17 protein-coding genes are annotated in these 14875 nt (G+C 36.2%); 1 reads left to right on the top strand and 16 read right to left on the bottom strand.

Annotation, left to right across the window (positions count from 1 at the left end):
• Window positions 1–41: 41 nt before the first annotated feature.
• The 14 genes from ACKPCA_RS15560 to ACKPCA_RS15495 all read right to left on the bottom strand — a co-directional run bounded on the left by ACKPCA_RS15560 (window position 42) and on the right by ACKPCA_RS15495 (window position 11873).
• Entirely contained in the window at window positions 42–980 is a 939-nt protein-coding gene (locus ACKPCA_RS15560) for an ROK family protein (RefSeq protein WP_321279925.1), read from the bottom strand.
• Window positions 981–990: 10 nt separating this feature from the next.
• Window positions 991–1719 (bottom strand): GntR family transcriptional regulator, encoded by a 729-nt coding sequence (locus tag ACKPCA_RS15555; protein ID WP_321279924.1) that lies wholly within the window; start codon window positions 1717–1719, stop codon window positions 991–993.
• 205 nt (window positions 1720–1924) lie between these two features.
• Complete coding sequence (gene atpG / locus ACKPCA_RS15550) at window positions 1925–2794, bottom strand: ATP synthase F1 subunit gamma (protein ID WP_321279923.1); 870 nt, start codon at window positions 2792–2794, stop codon at window positions 1925–1927.
• Window positions 2795–2873: 79 nt separating this feature from the next.
• Window positions 2874–4475 (bottom strand): F0F1 ATP synthase subunit alpha, encoded by a 1602-nt coding sequence (gene atpA / locus ACKPCA_RS15545; RefSeq protein ID WP_321279922.1) that lies wholly within the window; start codon window positions 4473–4475, stop codon window positions 2874–2876.
• A 61-nt stretch (window positions 4476–4536) separates the two neighbouring features.
• Window positions 4537–5085, bottom strand: coding sequence for an ATP synthase F1 subunit delta (atpH, locus tag ACKPCA_RS15540; RefSeq protein ID WP_321279921.1), 549 nt, complete (start codon window positions 5083–5085; stop codon window positions 4537–4539).
• 82 nt (window positions 5086–5167) lie between these two features.
• Window positions 5168–5662: a F0F1 ATP synthase subunit B gene (locus tag ACKPCA_RS15535; RefSeq protein WP_321279920.1), complete on the bottom strand. Its 495-nt coding sequence runs from the start codon at window positions 5660–5662 to the stop codon at window positions 5168–5170.
• Window positions 5663–5761: 99 nt separating this feature from the next.
• A complete protein-coding gene (gene atpE, locus ACKPCA_RS15530; RefSeq protein WP_262493474.1) occupies window positions 5762–6019 on the bottom strand; it encodes an ATP synthase F0 subunit C in 258 nt (85 codons plus the stop codon).
• A 61-nt stretch (window positions 6020–6080) separates the two neighbouring features.
• Complete coding sequence (atpB, locus tag ACKPCA_RS15525; RefSeq protein WP_321279919.1) at window positions 6081–7163, bottom strand: F0F1 ATP synthase subunit A; 1083 nt, start codon at window positions 7161–7163, stop codon at window positions 6081–6083.
• A 624-nt stretch (window positions 7164–7787) separates the two neighbouring features.
• Complete coding sequence (locus tag ACKPCA_RS15520; protein ID WP_321279918.1) at window positions 7788–8024, bottom strand: AtpZ/AtpI family protein; 237 nt, start codon at window positions 8022–8024, stop codon at window positions 7788–7790.
• Entirely contained in the window at window positions 8008–8379 is a 372-nt protein-coding gene (locus tag ACKPCA_RS15515) for a bactofilin family protein (RefSeq protein WP_321279917.1), read from the bottom strand. The genes ACKPCA_RS15520 and ACKPCA_RS15515 overlap by 17 nt, the downstream gene beginning before the upstream one ends.
• Before the next feature lie 303 nt (window positions 8380–8682).
• The gene (locus ACKPCA_RS15510) at window positions 8683–9681 is read right to left on the bottom strand and encodes a beta-ketoacyl-ACP synthase III (protein WP_321279916.1); all 999 of its coding nucleotides are present in this window, start codon (window positions 9679–9681) and stop codon (window positions 8683–8685) included.
• Window positions 9682–9894: 213 nt separating this feature from the next.
• A complete protein-coding gene (rpmF, locus tag ACKPCA_RS15505; protein WP_083464500.1) occupies window positions 9895–10080 on the bottom strand; it encodes a 50S ribosomal protein L32 in 186 nt (61 codons plus the stop codon).
• 16 nt (window positions 10081–10096) lie between these two features.
• Window positions 10097–10633 carry a YceD family protein gene (locus ACKPCA_RS15500; RefSeq protein WP_321279915.1) on the bottom strand — a complete coding sequence of 179 codons (537 nt, stop codon included), beginning with the start codon at window positions 10631–10633 and terminating at the stop codon, window positions 10097–10099.
• A 190-nt stretch (window positions 10634–10823) separates the two neighbouring features.
• Window positions 10824–11873: a sensor histidine kinase gene (locus tag ACKPCA_RS15495; protein ID WP_321279914.1), complete on the bottom strand. Its 1050-nt coding sequence runs from the start codon at window positions 11871–11873 to the stop codon at window positions 10824–10826.
• Between the two features lie 312 nt (window positions 11874–12185).
• Here ACKPCA_RS15495 and ACKPCA_RS15490 point away from each other — a divergent pair, with 312 nt between their 5' ends.
• Entirely contained in the window at window positions 12186–12710 is a 525-nt protein-coding gene (locus ACKPCA_RS15490) for a YceI family protein (protein ID WP_321279913.1), read from the top strand.
• A 1-nt stretch (window position 12711) separates the two neighbouring features.
• On the opposite strand, the gene mnmH is transcribed toward ACKPCA_RS15490, so the two are convergent.
• On the bottom strand, window positions 12712–13743 hold the full coding sequence (gene mnmH / locus ACKPCA_RS15485) for a tRNA 2-selenouridine(34) synthase MnmH (RefSeq protein WP_321279912.1): 1032 nt from the start codon (window positions 13741–13743) through the stop codon (window positions 12712–12714).
• A 124-nt stretch (window positions 13744–13867) separates the two neighbouring features.
• Window positions 13868–14794 carry a ribosome small subunit-dependent GTPase A gene (gene rsgA, locus ACKPCA_RS15480; protein WP_321279911.1) on the bottom strand — a complete coding sequence of 309 codons (927 nt, stop codon included), beginning with the start codon at window positions 14792–14794 and terminating at the stop codon, window positions 13868–13870.
• Between the last annotated feature and the right edge of the window lie 81 nt (window positions 14795–14875).

Raw genomic sequence — 14875 nt, 5'->3', positions numbered from 1 at the left:
CCCATAAATTTTTAGCCTTTAATTCTTTTCTATAAAAAGGCTTACATGTACTTTAATTGATCCTTAATAGTCGAATAAAAATTCTCTTCCAACAGTACGGCAGCTCCAATAAATGCCGAGTCTTCGAGAAGTTGAGATGATTCTGTTTTCAATTTAATATCCTGCTTTTGTAACTCTTGTTCCAATGGATCCTGGAACAAAGAAAATGCCTTCGAAATGTTTCCACCAATCACCAGTGCATCCACTTCAAAACTTTTGATCCATGGTGTTAAAAACTGGGCCAGTTTCTTCCCAAAATCATCAAATACATGTTGGGCCGATGCATGACTGTTATACAATTCTGCAATCTGTTTTACACCTTGTACCTTAAGATGTGCGCTGGATTCGAAACGGTTTACCAAACCTCTGGTCGAAAAATAATCATCTGCAATTCCACTCTCAAAAGGCAAATGCCACAAACAGCCTTCCTTAGGGACAGTATCTTCTGTAATTACAGGAATTCCACTTGAAAGAAATGCCGATCCAAAACCTGTTCCTAGAGTAATTGCTAAACTCTTTGATGAATTCCTTAACTCTCCATTGAAAAATTCTCCAATTGCAAAAGCTGTAGCATCATTAATAAAGCGAATTTTTTCTTCTTCCAATGCCAATCTAATGCTTAATTCCTTTCGGATATTCACCTGTTTGAGATGAATAAACTTTGCATTCTCACCAGAAAACAGTGCAATCCCATTCACATAGTCAAAAGGACCAGGCATGGCAAATCCAATACCTGCCAAATTCTTCTTGTCAACATCCTGTAAAACTGAACTCAGCAGTTCCTCTATACGATTTAGGATTTCCTCTTTAGTCCCCGAATGATCAATTTTAATGCAGCGAAAAGAATCTTCCAACAATACTCTTTCAGCCAAATCATAAGTTTTACAACTGATATGGCTTCCTCCTACATCTACACCTATTGCATATCTTCTTGTATCCATTATGTATTAATTAGCGTGTGATTGTAATTGAATAGGTAAACTTCTCGGCATTGTAGAAACCCATATTGTATTCTATAGGTTTTCCTCCCGGATCGGAAACAAACCTCTCCCGAACCATTACAGGCTCTCCTTTTTTTATCGCCAACCTCTCTGCTGTAATCTTGGATGCCGATCTTGCTTTTAGATTCTCCTTTGATGTTGTTGGAATAATATGGTAATCATTTTCAAGAATTTCGTACAAAGGACGTGAGAAATCCTCCTTACCAGTCATTTGAATTCTTGGATGGAAGTAACTTTCAAAGTAGACAAATGGTCCGTCCGCTGCTCCTCTTAATCTGCAAAGACATAAGATCTCTGTATTTATTTTCACCTCAAAGAAATTGGCCAACTTTTCATCAGCCTTAACCCATTTTACCTCGATGGCATAATTTTTAAAGCCAACGCCTTTGTCGGACATTTCCTGGGTAAAACTCAACCAGTTGTCCAAATTTGTGGTAATACTCTTCTCGGCCACTTTAGTTCCAATTCCTTTCTTACGTATTAGTAAGCCTTCATATTCCAGTTTGTTAGTTGCCTGACGAAGGGTATTTCTTGAAATCCCCAGCTTTTTAGCTAGATCAACCTCCTTTGGAAGCAATCCACCATTTTGATATTCCGGCATTTCAATCAATTTACGAAGTAACATCTCCACTTGTGCGTGCAGAGGCATTGGACTTTTGTGATCTATTTTTAACTCCATTTGTACATATGTTTGAACATGCAAATCTAATAAAAAAATGATACCTGTGAATGGTTAAAGGAATAAATGAGTAAAAGAGTATCAAATTGGCACCTATACTAGTTTTCCATCCATAAAAAAAGCCTCATCTGTTTCGATGAGGCTTTGCAGCAATATAAATCTCTTAAATATGGTCTTTTTATCTCTTTTAAGCCACTTTTCTGGCTTATTGGGACAAAGCGTTCGCTCCGGATACAATCTCCAAAATTTCGTTGGTAATTGCAGCCTGACGAGCCTTGTTGTAAGTTAAGTTCAAATCTTGTATCAAATCAGATGCATTATCGGTTGCTTTGTGCATAGCGGTCATACGAGCACCATGCTCCGAAGCAAATGAATCCAACATTGCTTTAAAGAATTGAGTTTTCAATGATTTAGGAATCAAATCCTGAACAATTTCTTCTTTATTTGGCTCAAAAATGTACTCAGAATGAACATTGTTCTCCTCCTCTTCTTGCAGAACAGGTAAGAATTGTTCGGTAGTTAAAATCTGTACACCAGCATTTTTAAACTGATTGTACACCAATTCAACCTTATCGTATTTTCCTTCTACAAATTCTGCCATGATTGATTCTGCCAGGGTCGAAACATTTTCAAAGCTCAAATCATCGTACAAACTGTTGCGTTCGCCAATTACTTTATGAGTCTTCTTTAATATTTCATTAGCCTGCTTACCAATACAAAGCACATCAACATTACCTCTTTGATTTTGCTCTGCATAAATACCATCAGTAAGCACATTAACCTGCTTGATTACATTTGAATTAAAAGCACCACAAAGTCCTTTATTCGAATTAATTGCGATTAATAATATCTTGTCGGCTTTTCGCTGCACACCATACAAATTATCATCAGGATTTAAGCTTCCTGTTAGATTCGAAAGAATCTCATGTAATTTATCGGCATACGGACGAATTTGTACAATGGCATCCTGAGCTTTTTTCAATTTGGCAGCAGAAACCATTTTCATCGCTGCAGTTACCTGTTTGGTTTTCTGAACCGATGAAATACGAGTACGAATTTCTTTTAAATTAGCCATTTGATTCAATTGGTAATTAGTAATTAACAATTAGTAATAAAGCCATATTCATTACTAATTGTTAATTGTTAATTGATAATTATTTATACTTTGCAGCTACTTCTTCAGCTACTTTGCGCATGATATTTTGAGCTTCCTGGGTATATTTACCCGAACCAAGTTCGTTCAATACATCTTTGTGTTTCAATTCCATGAATTGAATAAAGTCATGCTCGAATTCTTTCACTTTATCAGTAGGAACATTTCTCAATAATCCTTGAGTACCGCAGTATAGAATCGCAACTTGCTTATCCACTGTAACAGGAGAATATTGTCCCTGTTTCAAGATCTCAACGTTTTTGGCTCCCTTATCAAGTACCGATAAAGTTGCAGCATCCATATCAGAACCGAACTTAGCAAATGCTTCTAGCTCACGATATTGAGCCTGATCAAGCTTCAGTGTACCAGCAACTTTCTTCATCGATTTAATTTGGGCATTACCACCCACACGAGATACCGAGATACCCACGTTAATAGCAGGGCGAATACCCGCATTAAATAAATCTGATTCTAAGAAGATCTGACCATCAGTAATCGAAATTACGTTGGTTGGGATATAAGCAGATACGTCACCCGCCTGAGTCTCAATAATTGGAAGAGCAGTTAATGAACCTCCACCTTTAATAATAGATTCTCCATTTTCATCCTTGGCATTCTTCAAGCTCTCAGGAAGATCGTTCATCTGACGTGCAATTTCATCAGAGTTAATCACCTTAGCGGCACGCTCCAATAATCTTGAGTGAAGATAGAATACGTCTCCTGGATATGCCTCACGTCCCGGTGGACGACGAAGCAATAGTGATACCTCACGATACGATACTGCCTGCTTCGATAAATCATCGTAAATGATTAATGCAGGACGACCTGTATCACGGAAGAACTCACCAATTGATGCACCAGCAAATGGCGCATAGAATTGCAATGCAGCCGGATCTGATGCGGTTGCAGATACAATTGTTGTATAAGCCATAGCTCCGTTTTCTTCCAGAGTTCTGGCAATGTTCGCAACGGTTGAACCTTTCTGTCCTACTGCCACATAAATACAGTAAACAGGCTCACCTTTGTCGTAAAATTCTTTCTGATTGATAATGGTATCTATTGCAATTGCAGTTTTACCAGTCTGACGGTCACCAATGATTAGCTCACGCTGTCCTCGACCGATAGGAATCATCGCATCAATTGCCTTTATACCGGTTTGTAATGGTTCGTTTACAGGCTGACGATAGATTACCCCTGGAGCTTTACGTTCCAATGGCATTTCGTAAGTTGTTCCTGAAATTTCACCTTTACCGTCAATCGGTTCACCAATGGTATTGATAACACGACCCAACATTCCTTCACCAACATTGATAGAGGCAATACGCTTGGTACGTTTTACTACGTCACCTTCTTTAATACCTTGTGATTCCCCCAAAAGTACTGCACCAATATTGTCTTCCTCTAAGTTCAAAACAATACCCAATACACCATTTTGGAATTCAATCAACTCATTTGATTCTACATTCGATAATCCGTAAATGCGAGCGATACCATCACCTACTTGCAATACGGTTCCGACTTCTTCCAGTTCTGCTTCGGTTTTTAATCCTTCTAATTGCTGCTTTAGAATTTCCGAAACTTCTGCAGGTTTAATACTAGCCATATTTAATTCTTATTAGACTGATTTATATTCTGAATAAGCTTTTAGCTATTGGTTATGACCTTTAGCTAATTCTGTTTGTTAGTAATTCTCGTTTGATTTGATTCAATTGACTGGCAACTGAAGCATCCAATTGTTGATCTTCAACACGAATTACAAAACCACCAATGATATCCTCATCGATCACTTCTGTTAATTCTATCTTGGAATTGAAAGATTTTTCAAGTAGATCAGATATTTTCTGCTTGCTTGCATCTTCAACTTTGCTTGCCGAGGTCAATATCGCAGAAAGAATTCCCATATCTTTTCTACAGAGAGCCAAGAAGTTTCTGGAAATATCTTTGATGTAGATTTCTCTTCTGTTTTTCAGTACCAAATCAAGGAAATTCAATACCATTTCATCAATTTTACCAGAAAATATCTGCTTCACTACCTCTCTTTTCTGAAGAGTTTTCACCACAGGGCTTTCAATCATCAACCAAAAATCAGAACTTTCCTTAACCAGATCATCAATGATTTTAATATCTGATATAAAAGTTTCGATCATATTCTTCTCTTTTCCTAATTCGAAAAGAGCTTTGGCATATCGAACCGAGATTTTACTTTCGTTCATATTGTTTTTATTAGATAAGAGATCTGAGAACTACAATCTCATTAACTCTCCCGTCCCGATAGCTATCGGGAGTTTCGGGATACTAATTAAGCTTTACTTCGTCCATTAACTTCTTGAAGTAATCTTTTTGTTGCTGATCTTCGGCAAATTGCTGACGAAGAACTTTCTCAGCAATCTCTACTGAAAGATTAGCTACCTGAGCTTTAATTTCGTTTAATGCAGCTGCTTTTTCGCTTTCAATGTTAGCTCTTGCTGATTCAACCAGCTTATCTGCTTCATGAGTAGCTTTTTGCTTCGCTTCATTAACAATCTTAGAACTCATTTCTTTTGCCTCTTTAAGCATTGCTTCACGCTCTTTTCTTGCTTCCTGAAGAATTCTTTCATTGTCGGCTTGCAATTCAGCCATTTCTTCTTTGGCGCGATCAGCAGAACGTAGTGCGTCTTCAATCGACTCTTCACGCTCCTTTAAGGCATTCAATATTGGTTTCCAGGCAAACTTTTTAAGGATAAAAAGTACGATGGCAAAAGCCAAAAACATCCATATAAAAGTTCCTAATTCAGGTGTTACCAAGCCCATATCATTCTATTTTTTTCACCTTCCGGTGGATTTTAATAATCAATTGTTACCACAATTTGCCTCAGGCAATCCCTTTTTGGCAAATTGTGGATAATGCTATTACAATACGATAGCCAACAAACAGATGATGATAGCAAAGAAAGCAGCACCTTCAATAAGAGCAGCAGCTACAATCATGTTTGAACGAATATCTCCAGATGCTTCTGGTTGGCGAGCAATACTCTCTAGAGCAGAACCCCCAATTTTACCAATACCGATACCAGCACCGATAGCAGCCAAACCAGCTCCGAATGCAGCACCCATTTTAGCAACTGCCATACTAGCTGCAGCCTGAAGAAGAATTGATAATGTAATCATAGTGTTTTTATATTAATGATTAAAAAACTATAAATAGCTCCATTTATGGAGTTGAAAATTCTTAATGATGTTCTTCCGTTGCCATACCAAAGTAAAGCGCAGAAAGAAGCGTAAATACATATGCCTGGATCAATGCTACAAGTAGCTCCAACATATCCATAAAAATCACAAACAGTACAGAGATAACCGATGTTCCATATCCTAACATTGGACTAATTTGTCCAAATATGAAGATCAAGCTCACAAATGCCAATACAATCATGTGACCTGCTGTGATGTTTGCAAACAAACGGACCATTAAAACAAATGGTTTTGTAAACACACCCATAAGTTCAACCAATGGCATCAATGGTACAGGGAATTTTAACCACCAAGGTACTCCTGGTGTATTAAAAATATGAACCCAGTAATTTTTATTTCCACTAAAAGTTGTGATAATAAATGTAAACAAAGCCAATACCATGGTTATGGTGATATTACCTGTTACATTGGCTCCTCCCGGAATAAATGGTACCAATCCCATTAAATTATTCAACCAGATAAAGAAGAAAATGGTTAAAAGGAATGGCATGTATTTTTCGTATTTCTTTTCACCAATAGCAGGTTTTGCAATCTCATCGCGCACAAATAAAATTAGTGGCTCCATTAAAGACTGTATCCCTTTAGGAGCTTGTCCTTTTCTACGGGTATATGCTTTTGCAACTGATATGAAAATCCACATCAGGAAGATCATACTAATGAGCATGGCAATTACATTCTTGGTCATGGAAATGTCAAAAGGTCGAACTTCTTTCCCTCCTATTTTTTCAACAACCTTTCCTCTAAACTCACCTTCCTGAGCAATATAAAACCCATTGTATTCGCTATGTCCGTGATGAAATTTACTCGACATGAACATATGAAAACCTGACTGTTCAGAAATTACAATCACCGGAAGTGGCACTGTCGCATGAAAATCACCTAAAGAAAAAACATGCCAATCATAAGCATCGGCAATATGATCCATGATAAAGTTTCCTGGTTCGAATTTTTCATTTTTGTGAGTATCATGGTGAGCATGCTTGTCATGTTCATCAGATGCAAACGCAGTTACTGCGCTGGCAATAAAGAAGACGATTAGTAGAAATCGATGAATACTTTTCATACGTAGAATGACTTGCTTTAATGTTTTGTCTTTCGAAATCTATCAAAAGAAATTTAAAATGGAATTATTAGGGAAATCCCCCATGTTTATAATTCCAATAATCTATTACTTCGTTCCAAATTTAAAATAAGGATAAATTATAATGTAACTTGAGAAGTTTTTTCTCTTATTTTTTTTGGTCCCTCAAATTTAATAAAAAAAGTTCTCCACAAAACTTTTTTAAGCTATTTAATATTTCCCGACCTTAAAGTCTTAGATAGTGTTATTACTTCAAAGGTTGTGTAAATGACATAACAAAACGCAAAGAAAAGCACAAAACTCAATGCCTGCGCCCTGTTCAGCAAAACGTAAACAATTACGAAACTAAGATTGAGAAATAATTTTATTCCAAACCAAGCCATATAATTGGTATGGAAAATTCGAGGATCTCCCTTCGATAATTTTAATAATTTGAAGTGTTGAAAGGAATTGAATAAAAAAAAGTACAAAATCACGAAAGGGAAAATATAACTAAACCATGGTTTTAGAACTGTTAGGAACAAAGCAATTGACCCAATCAGTAAAAAAACTGATATTAGACTTAGTCTAAGAATATACGATTTGTATTTTTTTTCCATATATCTATTACTTCATTTTCATAAAATCTTTCAGAGCGAAATAGAGGGACAATATCACTCCCAAAAAAGCTCCTATAACGGTAAATAAGGGAAATTCTTTCTGCAGATATTCATCCAATTTCATACCTCCATATAAAACTATCAGAATTACTGCGATCATTTGAAAAGCCAAGCCAGAGTATTTTATAACCCCGCTTAGCTGCTTTCTTTTTTCATTCTTTTCAGAATTATTTTTTCTTTTCATCTTTTGCAGGTGCCGCTTCACCCATTTTACATGAACCGGTAAACTTGGCACCTGGTTCAACAGAAATCTTATCGGTAGTAATGTTTCCTAATATTAAAGCTGTTGATTTCAGATTCACCATTTCTGAAGCAATAATATTACCTTCTACTCTACCTGATACATCAATTGTTTTACAATTAACATCACCTTCGATTTTACCTGTATTTCCTACAACCACCTTTCCGTTCACCTGCATTTTACCATTTAAATATCCATCAATACGGATATCTCTTGATGCTTGCACATCTCCTTTAATTGATGTTCCATCACAAATAAGGTTTACCGCGGTTGGTTGTACGTCGTTGTTTCTGCTCATTTTATTTTTTTTACTAAACATGTTTGAAATCTTATTGATGTGGACAAACGTCATAGGAAATTCATAGAATCTAAATCTAGTATTTACCTCTTTTATTGTCCCGAATTGACAAGTATATCAACTCAATATTTCTAAAAAAAGTATACGAACACTCTCTTTTATCACTCCAATCTACAGCACCCATGTTCGCGGACCATACAAATATAAAAAATTGAGGCAGAAATCCCACTTCCATAACATGTTTCAAGACAAAAAAAAGGCTCCCAAATGGAAGCCTTTATAATATCTTGTAGTAATAAAATTCTATTTAGGATCGTAACCCCATTTTAACAGAATAGATCCCCAGGTAAAACCTGCACCAAATCCTGAAAGAATAATATTATCTCCTTTTTTCAATTGATCTTCCCATTCCCATAAACACAATGGAATGGTAGCAGAGGTTGTATTACCGTATCTTTCGATATTAATCATTACTTTTTCCTTAGCCAAGCCCATTCTTTTAGCTGTAGCCTCGATAATACGATTATTTGCCTGATGCGGAACCAACCAAGCCAAATCATCAGCTGTCATGTTGTGTTTTTTCATCATTTCAACTGAAACATCAGCCATATTAGAAACTGCGTGTTTAAATACGTGGTTTCCTTCCTGATAAATGAAGTGTTCGCGAGCATCAACCGTTTCATGAGAAGCTGGTTTACATGAACCACCTGCTTTTTGATGCAAATGCTTGCGACCAAAACCTGCTGTGTGCAACATTTCATCCATTACACCAACATCTTCAGTTGTTGGCTCAAGAAGTACTGCTGCAGATCCATCCCCAAAAATTGGACATGTTTGACGATCAGTATAATCAACGATTGATGACATTTTTTCTGCACCAACAATCACAACTTTCTTATACATACCAGATTGTATGTATTTTGAACCCGTTGCCAATGCAAATAAAAATCCTGAACAACCTGCATTCAAATCAAAACTAAATGCATTATTAATTCCGGCTTTATCACTGATAATGTTTGCTGTAGCAGGAAATTGCATGTCAGGAGTTACAGTTGCACAAATCACCAAGTCAACTTCTTCAGGAGAAGTTCCTGTTTTTTCCAGCAACTGATTAACAGCTCTCACACCCAATTCCGAAGAACCAAGTCCTTCACCTTTTAGAATTCTTCTTTCTTTAATACCAATGCGAGTCATGATCCACTCATCAGAAGTGTCAACCATGGTACTTAATTCGTCGTTGGTAAGAATATAGTCGGGAACATAAGCCCCAACTCCTGTTATAACTGCATTAATTTTTGACATTGTTTAAGCTTACTTAGTGTTCATCAGATAATTCAGCTTACAAGTATACAGATTTTTCTCTAGCTAATCATGGATTTTAAAGGTTTATATCATACCTCTATCATCAACAAACTGTGATAAAGCAAGAACGATCATGTATAACGCAAATTTGCCCCTAAGAAGAATCTGAGGAGCAAATTTATATAGCTTCAAACCTGAATAATTGTACTCAGGTTATGCTGTAACTTCTTTTTCAATAGCTAATTTGCCTCTGTAATAACCGCACTCAGGGCAAACAGTGTGATATTTAACAGTTGCTCCGCAATTTGAGCAAGATGCTAAAGTAGCAGGAGTTGTTCTAAGATGACTTCTTCTCTTATTTCTTCTCTGCTTCGACGTTCTGTGTTTTGGATGTGCCATTTTTCAACCTATTTAACTAGTTATTATCAATCAATTTTCTTAAATCATTCCATCTCGGGTCAATCTTCTCTTCCTCATTCACCGAGAGGTCATTCAATTTTTGAATCATTTTTTCATTACAAGTGCTGTTTCCTTCTTCATCATCAGGGTGAACAAAGCTTAAAGGTAAACTCAATTCAAACAGCTCATAGATGTATTGCGCCACATTAATCTCGTTTTCCGATTCTGCAAGAACAATTACATCATCTGCCAACTCCTCGTGTTCTTCACCAAATTTCAAATATAAAGAATTTTCAACCTCTACATCAATCTCCAGATCATCCAAACACCTGTCGCAGGCTATGTTTAACTTTCCTTTTAATTCAAACTTTAAAGTGGTTACCAGCGTTTTTTTATTAAAAGTGATTTTTACATCAGCTTCTCCCTGGTAAACATCTTCCTCTTGAAAATACTCAAAGAACTCATGGTCTACTTTGAAATCAAATTCATGTAAACCATCCTTTAAGCCCTTAAAAGGAATCGTATATTTTGTTGGATATTCCAAAATATTCAAATAAAACTTTGCAAAAGTATAAAAATTAATCTTACGAATTCACAAAAAAATACATCTTTTTTGTCAATTTCAAGCAATTACTGATGCCAAACAAGCATTCAATAAGCAATACCGCTTAAAAACGGGCTGCAAAAATAAGCAGTTCTTTTTTTGTTTCAAAACATTTCTGGTGATTTGAAAACCAGAACTTTCAGTTTACAGGTAAAATTATTCTAAAAACGGTACCTTTTCCTAGCTCAGAGCTGGCAATAAATATTTTTCCGCTATGATAATTTTCGATAATTCTTTTCGCCAAAGACAATCCCAATCCCCAACCACGCTTTTTGGAAGTATAGCCAGGTTTAAAAACAGTTTTAAATTGCCCTTTGGCAATTCCTTTCCCGGTATCTTTGATGTCTAATACAATTTTTTCTTTGCCTTCAGTTATAGAAAAACGAAGTTCTCCCTTTCCCTCCATGGCATCAACTGCATTTTTGGTCAAGTTTTCTATCACCCAAGAAAATAACTCTTTGTTTAAAGGTACCAACTCATTTTTCAAATCAGTATGGGTAAAAATAAATTCAATTTTATCCGATGTTCTTTTCTTTAGGTATTCTATGCTTACTTCAAGTATTTGATGCAAATTCTGAGGTTTTAAGATCGGTTTTGAACCAATTTTCGAGAATCGCTCGGCAATTACCTCCAGCCTGGTTACATCTTTCGACATTTCTTCAACCATTGTCGGACTTGGATTTCCAGACTTCATCAATTCCATCCAAGCCATAAGAGAACTAATTGGAGTTCCCAACTGATGTGCTGTTTCTTTCGACATGCCAACCCAAACACGATTTTGCTCTGCTGATTTTGAATAGGAAAAAGCCAAAAATGCAATAACAATGAAAGTAATAATCGCTCCTAACTGAATGAATGGATACCAGGCAAGGCGCTTTAGAATATTTGAATCATCGTAGTAAATGTAATTTTTGCTGTTAACCAAGTCGATGGTAATGAAATGGTTCTCATCCTTCATTTTAATCAACTCCCTTGATAGTACCTTCGCTTCTTGATTCTCTGGAAAATTAATATTCCTGTGAGCAATTATACTGTCATTCTCATCGGCTAAAATCATAGGAATGGTCTCATTGTCTTCCATTATCCTTTTTATCAAGGCAATATCTTGGTTTGGATTGGTATCGAGACTCTTTAATCCAATTGCCCAAAGCTCTACTTTTTTTGCTTCTTCATGGGCCAGTTTTTTCACTAAACTATTGGTATAAAGCAATGACACGGCCACAATCACAATTGCAACAATTAAAAAGTGGTATTTCCAATTCCGATTATTAAGGTAAAAGTCCAATGCTGAATATTAATTGGTTTCTGATAAAGGTAACGACAAATCAATTTAAATCTTATTCAGGAGTCAAAAAATATCTCCTACTATATTTCATTTTACATCCAATCCTATTTTACAATTCCAAATTTAGTTTTGTATTGATCATCTATTATGGATTATATTTGTTTATAAGCAAAGGCTTTACATCCTAATCAAGTATTAACTCCAAAAGTATATCATATGATCAGAAGGTTAATGTTGTTGGCAATGATTATTGGAGGGATTCATTTTACATGTTTATCCCAGAATATTAATACCGAAAAATCCAAAATTGCGTTTCGAGTAGCCAATCTTGGTGCAAACAAGGTAAATGGAAACTTTTTTGGAATGAAAGGAAATGTAAAGTTTGGCCCAAAAGACATTTCCACGGCCTCTTTTGATGTCTGTATTGATGCAACAACATTCAGTACAAAAATGAAGAAGAGAGATCAAGTGGTAAAAGGAGAAAAATACTTAGATGTTACCAATTACCCTGAAATTTGCTTCAAATCAACTGGTGTATTTCGCAATGGAATGAATTACAGACTTATCGGAATTCTTACAATGCATGGCGAAAGTAAAGAGGTGGAAATCATTTTTAACTACTCCCGCCAAACATTTACCGGCAAACTACAAGTAAATCGCCTCGATTTTAAAGTGGGTCCTCAAAGCGGTGTTTTTGTTGGCAAAGAAATAGAAATCACAATTACCTGTGTAATAGAATAGACTACTTTTTAATCGAATTGTAAAACTCAATTACCTTCTGTGCATTTTCTGCAGGATTGTCTTTTTCCAACTCTAAATAATGAATCGTTTGGTCCTCTCGTTTCGCCAAACCATGTCTATAGGCCTTATCGTAGTAGCTTAATGTAATATCCGCAACAGTGGCATAATCTCCTTTCTCTAGACTTTCAAATGCTAATTTTACATTTAATCCTCCTAATCTTTTCCCAATTTTAGAGATCATTTGTGCTAAAATCTCAGAGTCGAAACAAGCATACTCTTCCACCAGTCTTTTTATTCTTTCAGATTTTGGAATAAGAATTTTTACAACATCCGTTTTACGCATTCTGTGAAATAAAGCATCATTAATCCATACTGAACCTATAGATTTACTTTCATCCTCAACCCAAATTGGTTTATTGGAATCCAACTCCAACCACATCTTGGCCAATTCGTTTTCAAAATTCTCATTGGTTGGCTGTTCTGTTTGACCTAAGGCACCAAAAACTGAACCTTTATGATGAGCTACTCCTTCCAAATCCAGTACCTGAGCACCTTGCTTTTGCATTTCGAGTAAAACTTCCGTTTTTCCGCTACCTGTCATGCCTCCCAAAACTACCAATTCCGATTTTTCGGCAAACTGATTGCGTATGTATCCTCGATATGCCTTGTAACCTCCTTTTAGCAAATAAACCTTAAAGCCCGCTGTTTCAAATAACCAAGCCATACTTCCACTTCGCATTCCTCCTCGCCAACAGTGCACCATAATTTCTTTTTGCGGTGCAAACTTCTTAGCCATTTTCACAAATTTGGCCAGTTTAGGACCAACCAATTCAAGCCCCAACAGAACTGCTGCATCCTTGCTTGCTCTTTTGTATTTGGTACCTACCAAAGCTCTTTCTTCATTTGTAAAAATGGGAATATTTAAAGCATCAGGAATGTGTCCTTCTTCAAATTCTGCAGGAGTTCTTACATCAATCATTGGAAGAGTTTTTCCCAATTCAAGGAATTCTTCAGGGGTCAGTATTTTTGCCATTTTTAAATATTCTTTTTTAGCTCTTTCGGTTTACACGGGATGATCATTTTAAATCGAATAGTACCTATGTAAAAAGCACGTAAAAACTACGTGCTGGATTCTATATTTTAACAGTTAACTGTAATCAAATTCTGTATTTACTATTCTCATCCTCCATTACCATTCCCAGGTAACTTTCGTAACGAGTAATACTAATTTCACCTGCTTCAACAGCAGCTTTTACAGCACATTTGGGTTCGTGTATGTGACTGCAATTGTTGAATTGGCATTCTTTCGAAGTATCGAATATTTCAGGAAAAAAGTGCGACATCTCTTCCTTTTCCATATCAATGGTTCCAAATCCTCTAATCCCCGGAGTATCGATGATATAACCTCCAAAATCCAACTCAAACATCTCTGAGAAAGTTGTAGTGTGCTTTCCTTGAGAGTGAGCTTCTGAAATCTCGCCGGTTTTTAGATCCAAACCGGGTTGAATGACATTAATCAATGTTGATTTTCCAACCCCGGAATGTCCGGAAAGAAGATTGATATTATCCTTTAAAGCATCTTTAATAAGATCAATATGAGTCCCATTCTTGGCAGAGATTTCGTAGCACTTGTAGCCTATTTTCTCATAAATACCCTTCAACTCATCTAATCTGTCCATATCATTTGGGCGATATCGATCAATTTTATTGAAGATTAAGCGAACCGGAATACGATATGCTTCGGCGGCAGCCAAAAATCGGTCAATAAAAGTTGTTGTGGTTAAAGGATAATTTACAGTCACAATCAGGAATGCCTGATCAACATTGGAAGCTATAATCTGGCTGTGCTTCGACAGGTTTGATGACTTTCGAATGATGTAGTTCTTCCGATCGTGAATACTTACAATCACTTTCGATTCATTATCATCCTCAAAATTTACTCTGTCGCCAACCGCAATAGGATTGGTAGTTCTAATTCCTTCCATTCTGAATCGCCCTTTGATACGGCAATTGTGAATTTCTCCATCGTTGGTTTTAACAGTATACCAACTTCCTGTCGATTTTATAACCAGTCCTTCTTTCAATGTCTATCTATTTTTGTACAAAAATAGTTGATTTTAAGGAAAAGAGCGCATTTTAAGGAATTTGTTATTTGCCAAAATACA

Source organism: Marinifilum fragile, from assembly GCF_963677365.1.
Classification (GTDB): Bacteria; Bacteroidota; Bacteroidia; order Bacteroidales; family Marinifilaceae; genus Marinifilum; species Marinifilum fragile.
The sequence above is the reverse complement of the archived record's forward strand: the minus strand, read 5'-3'. Positions and strand labels throughout refer to the sequence as shown.

Coding starts and splice junctions, on each gene's coding strand:
- ACKPCA_RS15560 (WP_321279925.1), bottom strand. CDS start 980: ATGGATACAAGAAGATATGCAATAGGTGTAGATGTAGGAGGAAGCCAT.
- ACKPCA_RS15555 (WP_321279924.1), bottom strand. CDS start 1,719: ATGGAGTTAAAAATAGATCACAAAAGTCCAATGCCTCTGCACGCACAA.
- atpG (WP_321279923.1), bottom strand. CDS start 2,794: ATGGCTAATTTAAAAGAAATTCGTACTCGTATTTCATCGGTTCAGAAA.
- atpA (WP_321279922.1), bottom strand. CDS start 4,475: ATGGCTAGTATTAAACCTGCAGAAGTTTCGGAAATTCTAAAGCAGCAA.
- atpH (WP_321279921.1), bottom strand. CDS start 5,085: ATGAACGAAAGTAAAATCTCGGTTCGATATGCCAAAGCTCTTTTCGAA.
- ACKPCA_RS15535 (WP_321279920.1), bottom strand. CDS start 5,662: ATGGGCTTGGTAACACCTGAATTAGGAACTTTTATATGGATGTTTTTG.
- atpE (WP_262493474.1), bottom strand. CDS start 6,019: ATGATTACATTATCAATTCTTCTTCAGGCTGCAGCTAGTATGGCAGTT.
- atpB (WP_321279919.1), bottom strand. CDS start 7,163: ATGAAAAGTATTCATCGATTTCTACTAATCGTCTTCTTTATTGCCAGC.
- ACKPCA_RS15520 (WP_321279918.1), bottom strand. CDS start 8,024: ATGAAAAGAAAAAATAATTCTGAAAAGAATGAAAAAAGAAAGCAGCTA.
- ACKPCA_RS15515 (WP_321279917.1), bottom strand. CDS start 8,379: ATGAGCAGAAACAACGACGTACAACCAACCGCGGTAAACCTTATTTGT.
- ACKPCA_RS15510 (WP_321279916.1), bottom strand. CDS start 9,681: ATGTCAAAAATTAATGCAGTTATAACAGGAGTTGGGGCTTATGTTCCC.
- rpmF (WP_083464500.1), bottom strand. CDS start 10,080: ATGGCACATCCAAAACACAGAACGTCGAAGCAGAGAAGAAATAAGAGA.
- ACKPCA_RS15490 (WP_321279913.1), top strand. CDS start 12,186: ATGATCAGAAGGTTAATGTTGTTGGCAATGATTATTGGAGGGATTCAT.
- mnmH (WP_321279912.1), bottom strand. CDS start 13,743: ATGGCAAAAATACTGACCCCTGAAGAATTCCTTGAATTGGGAAAAACT.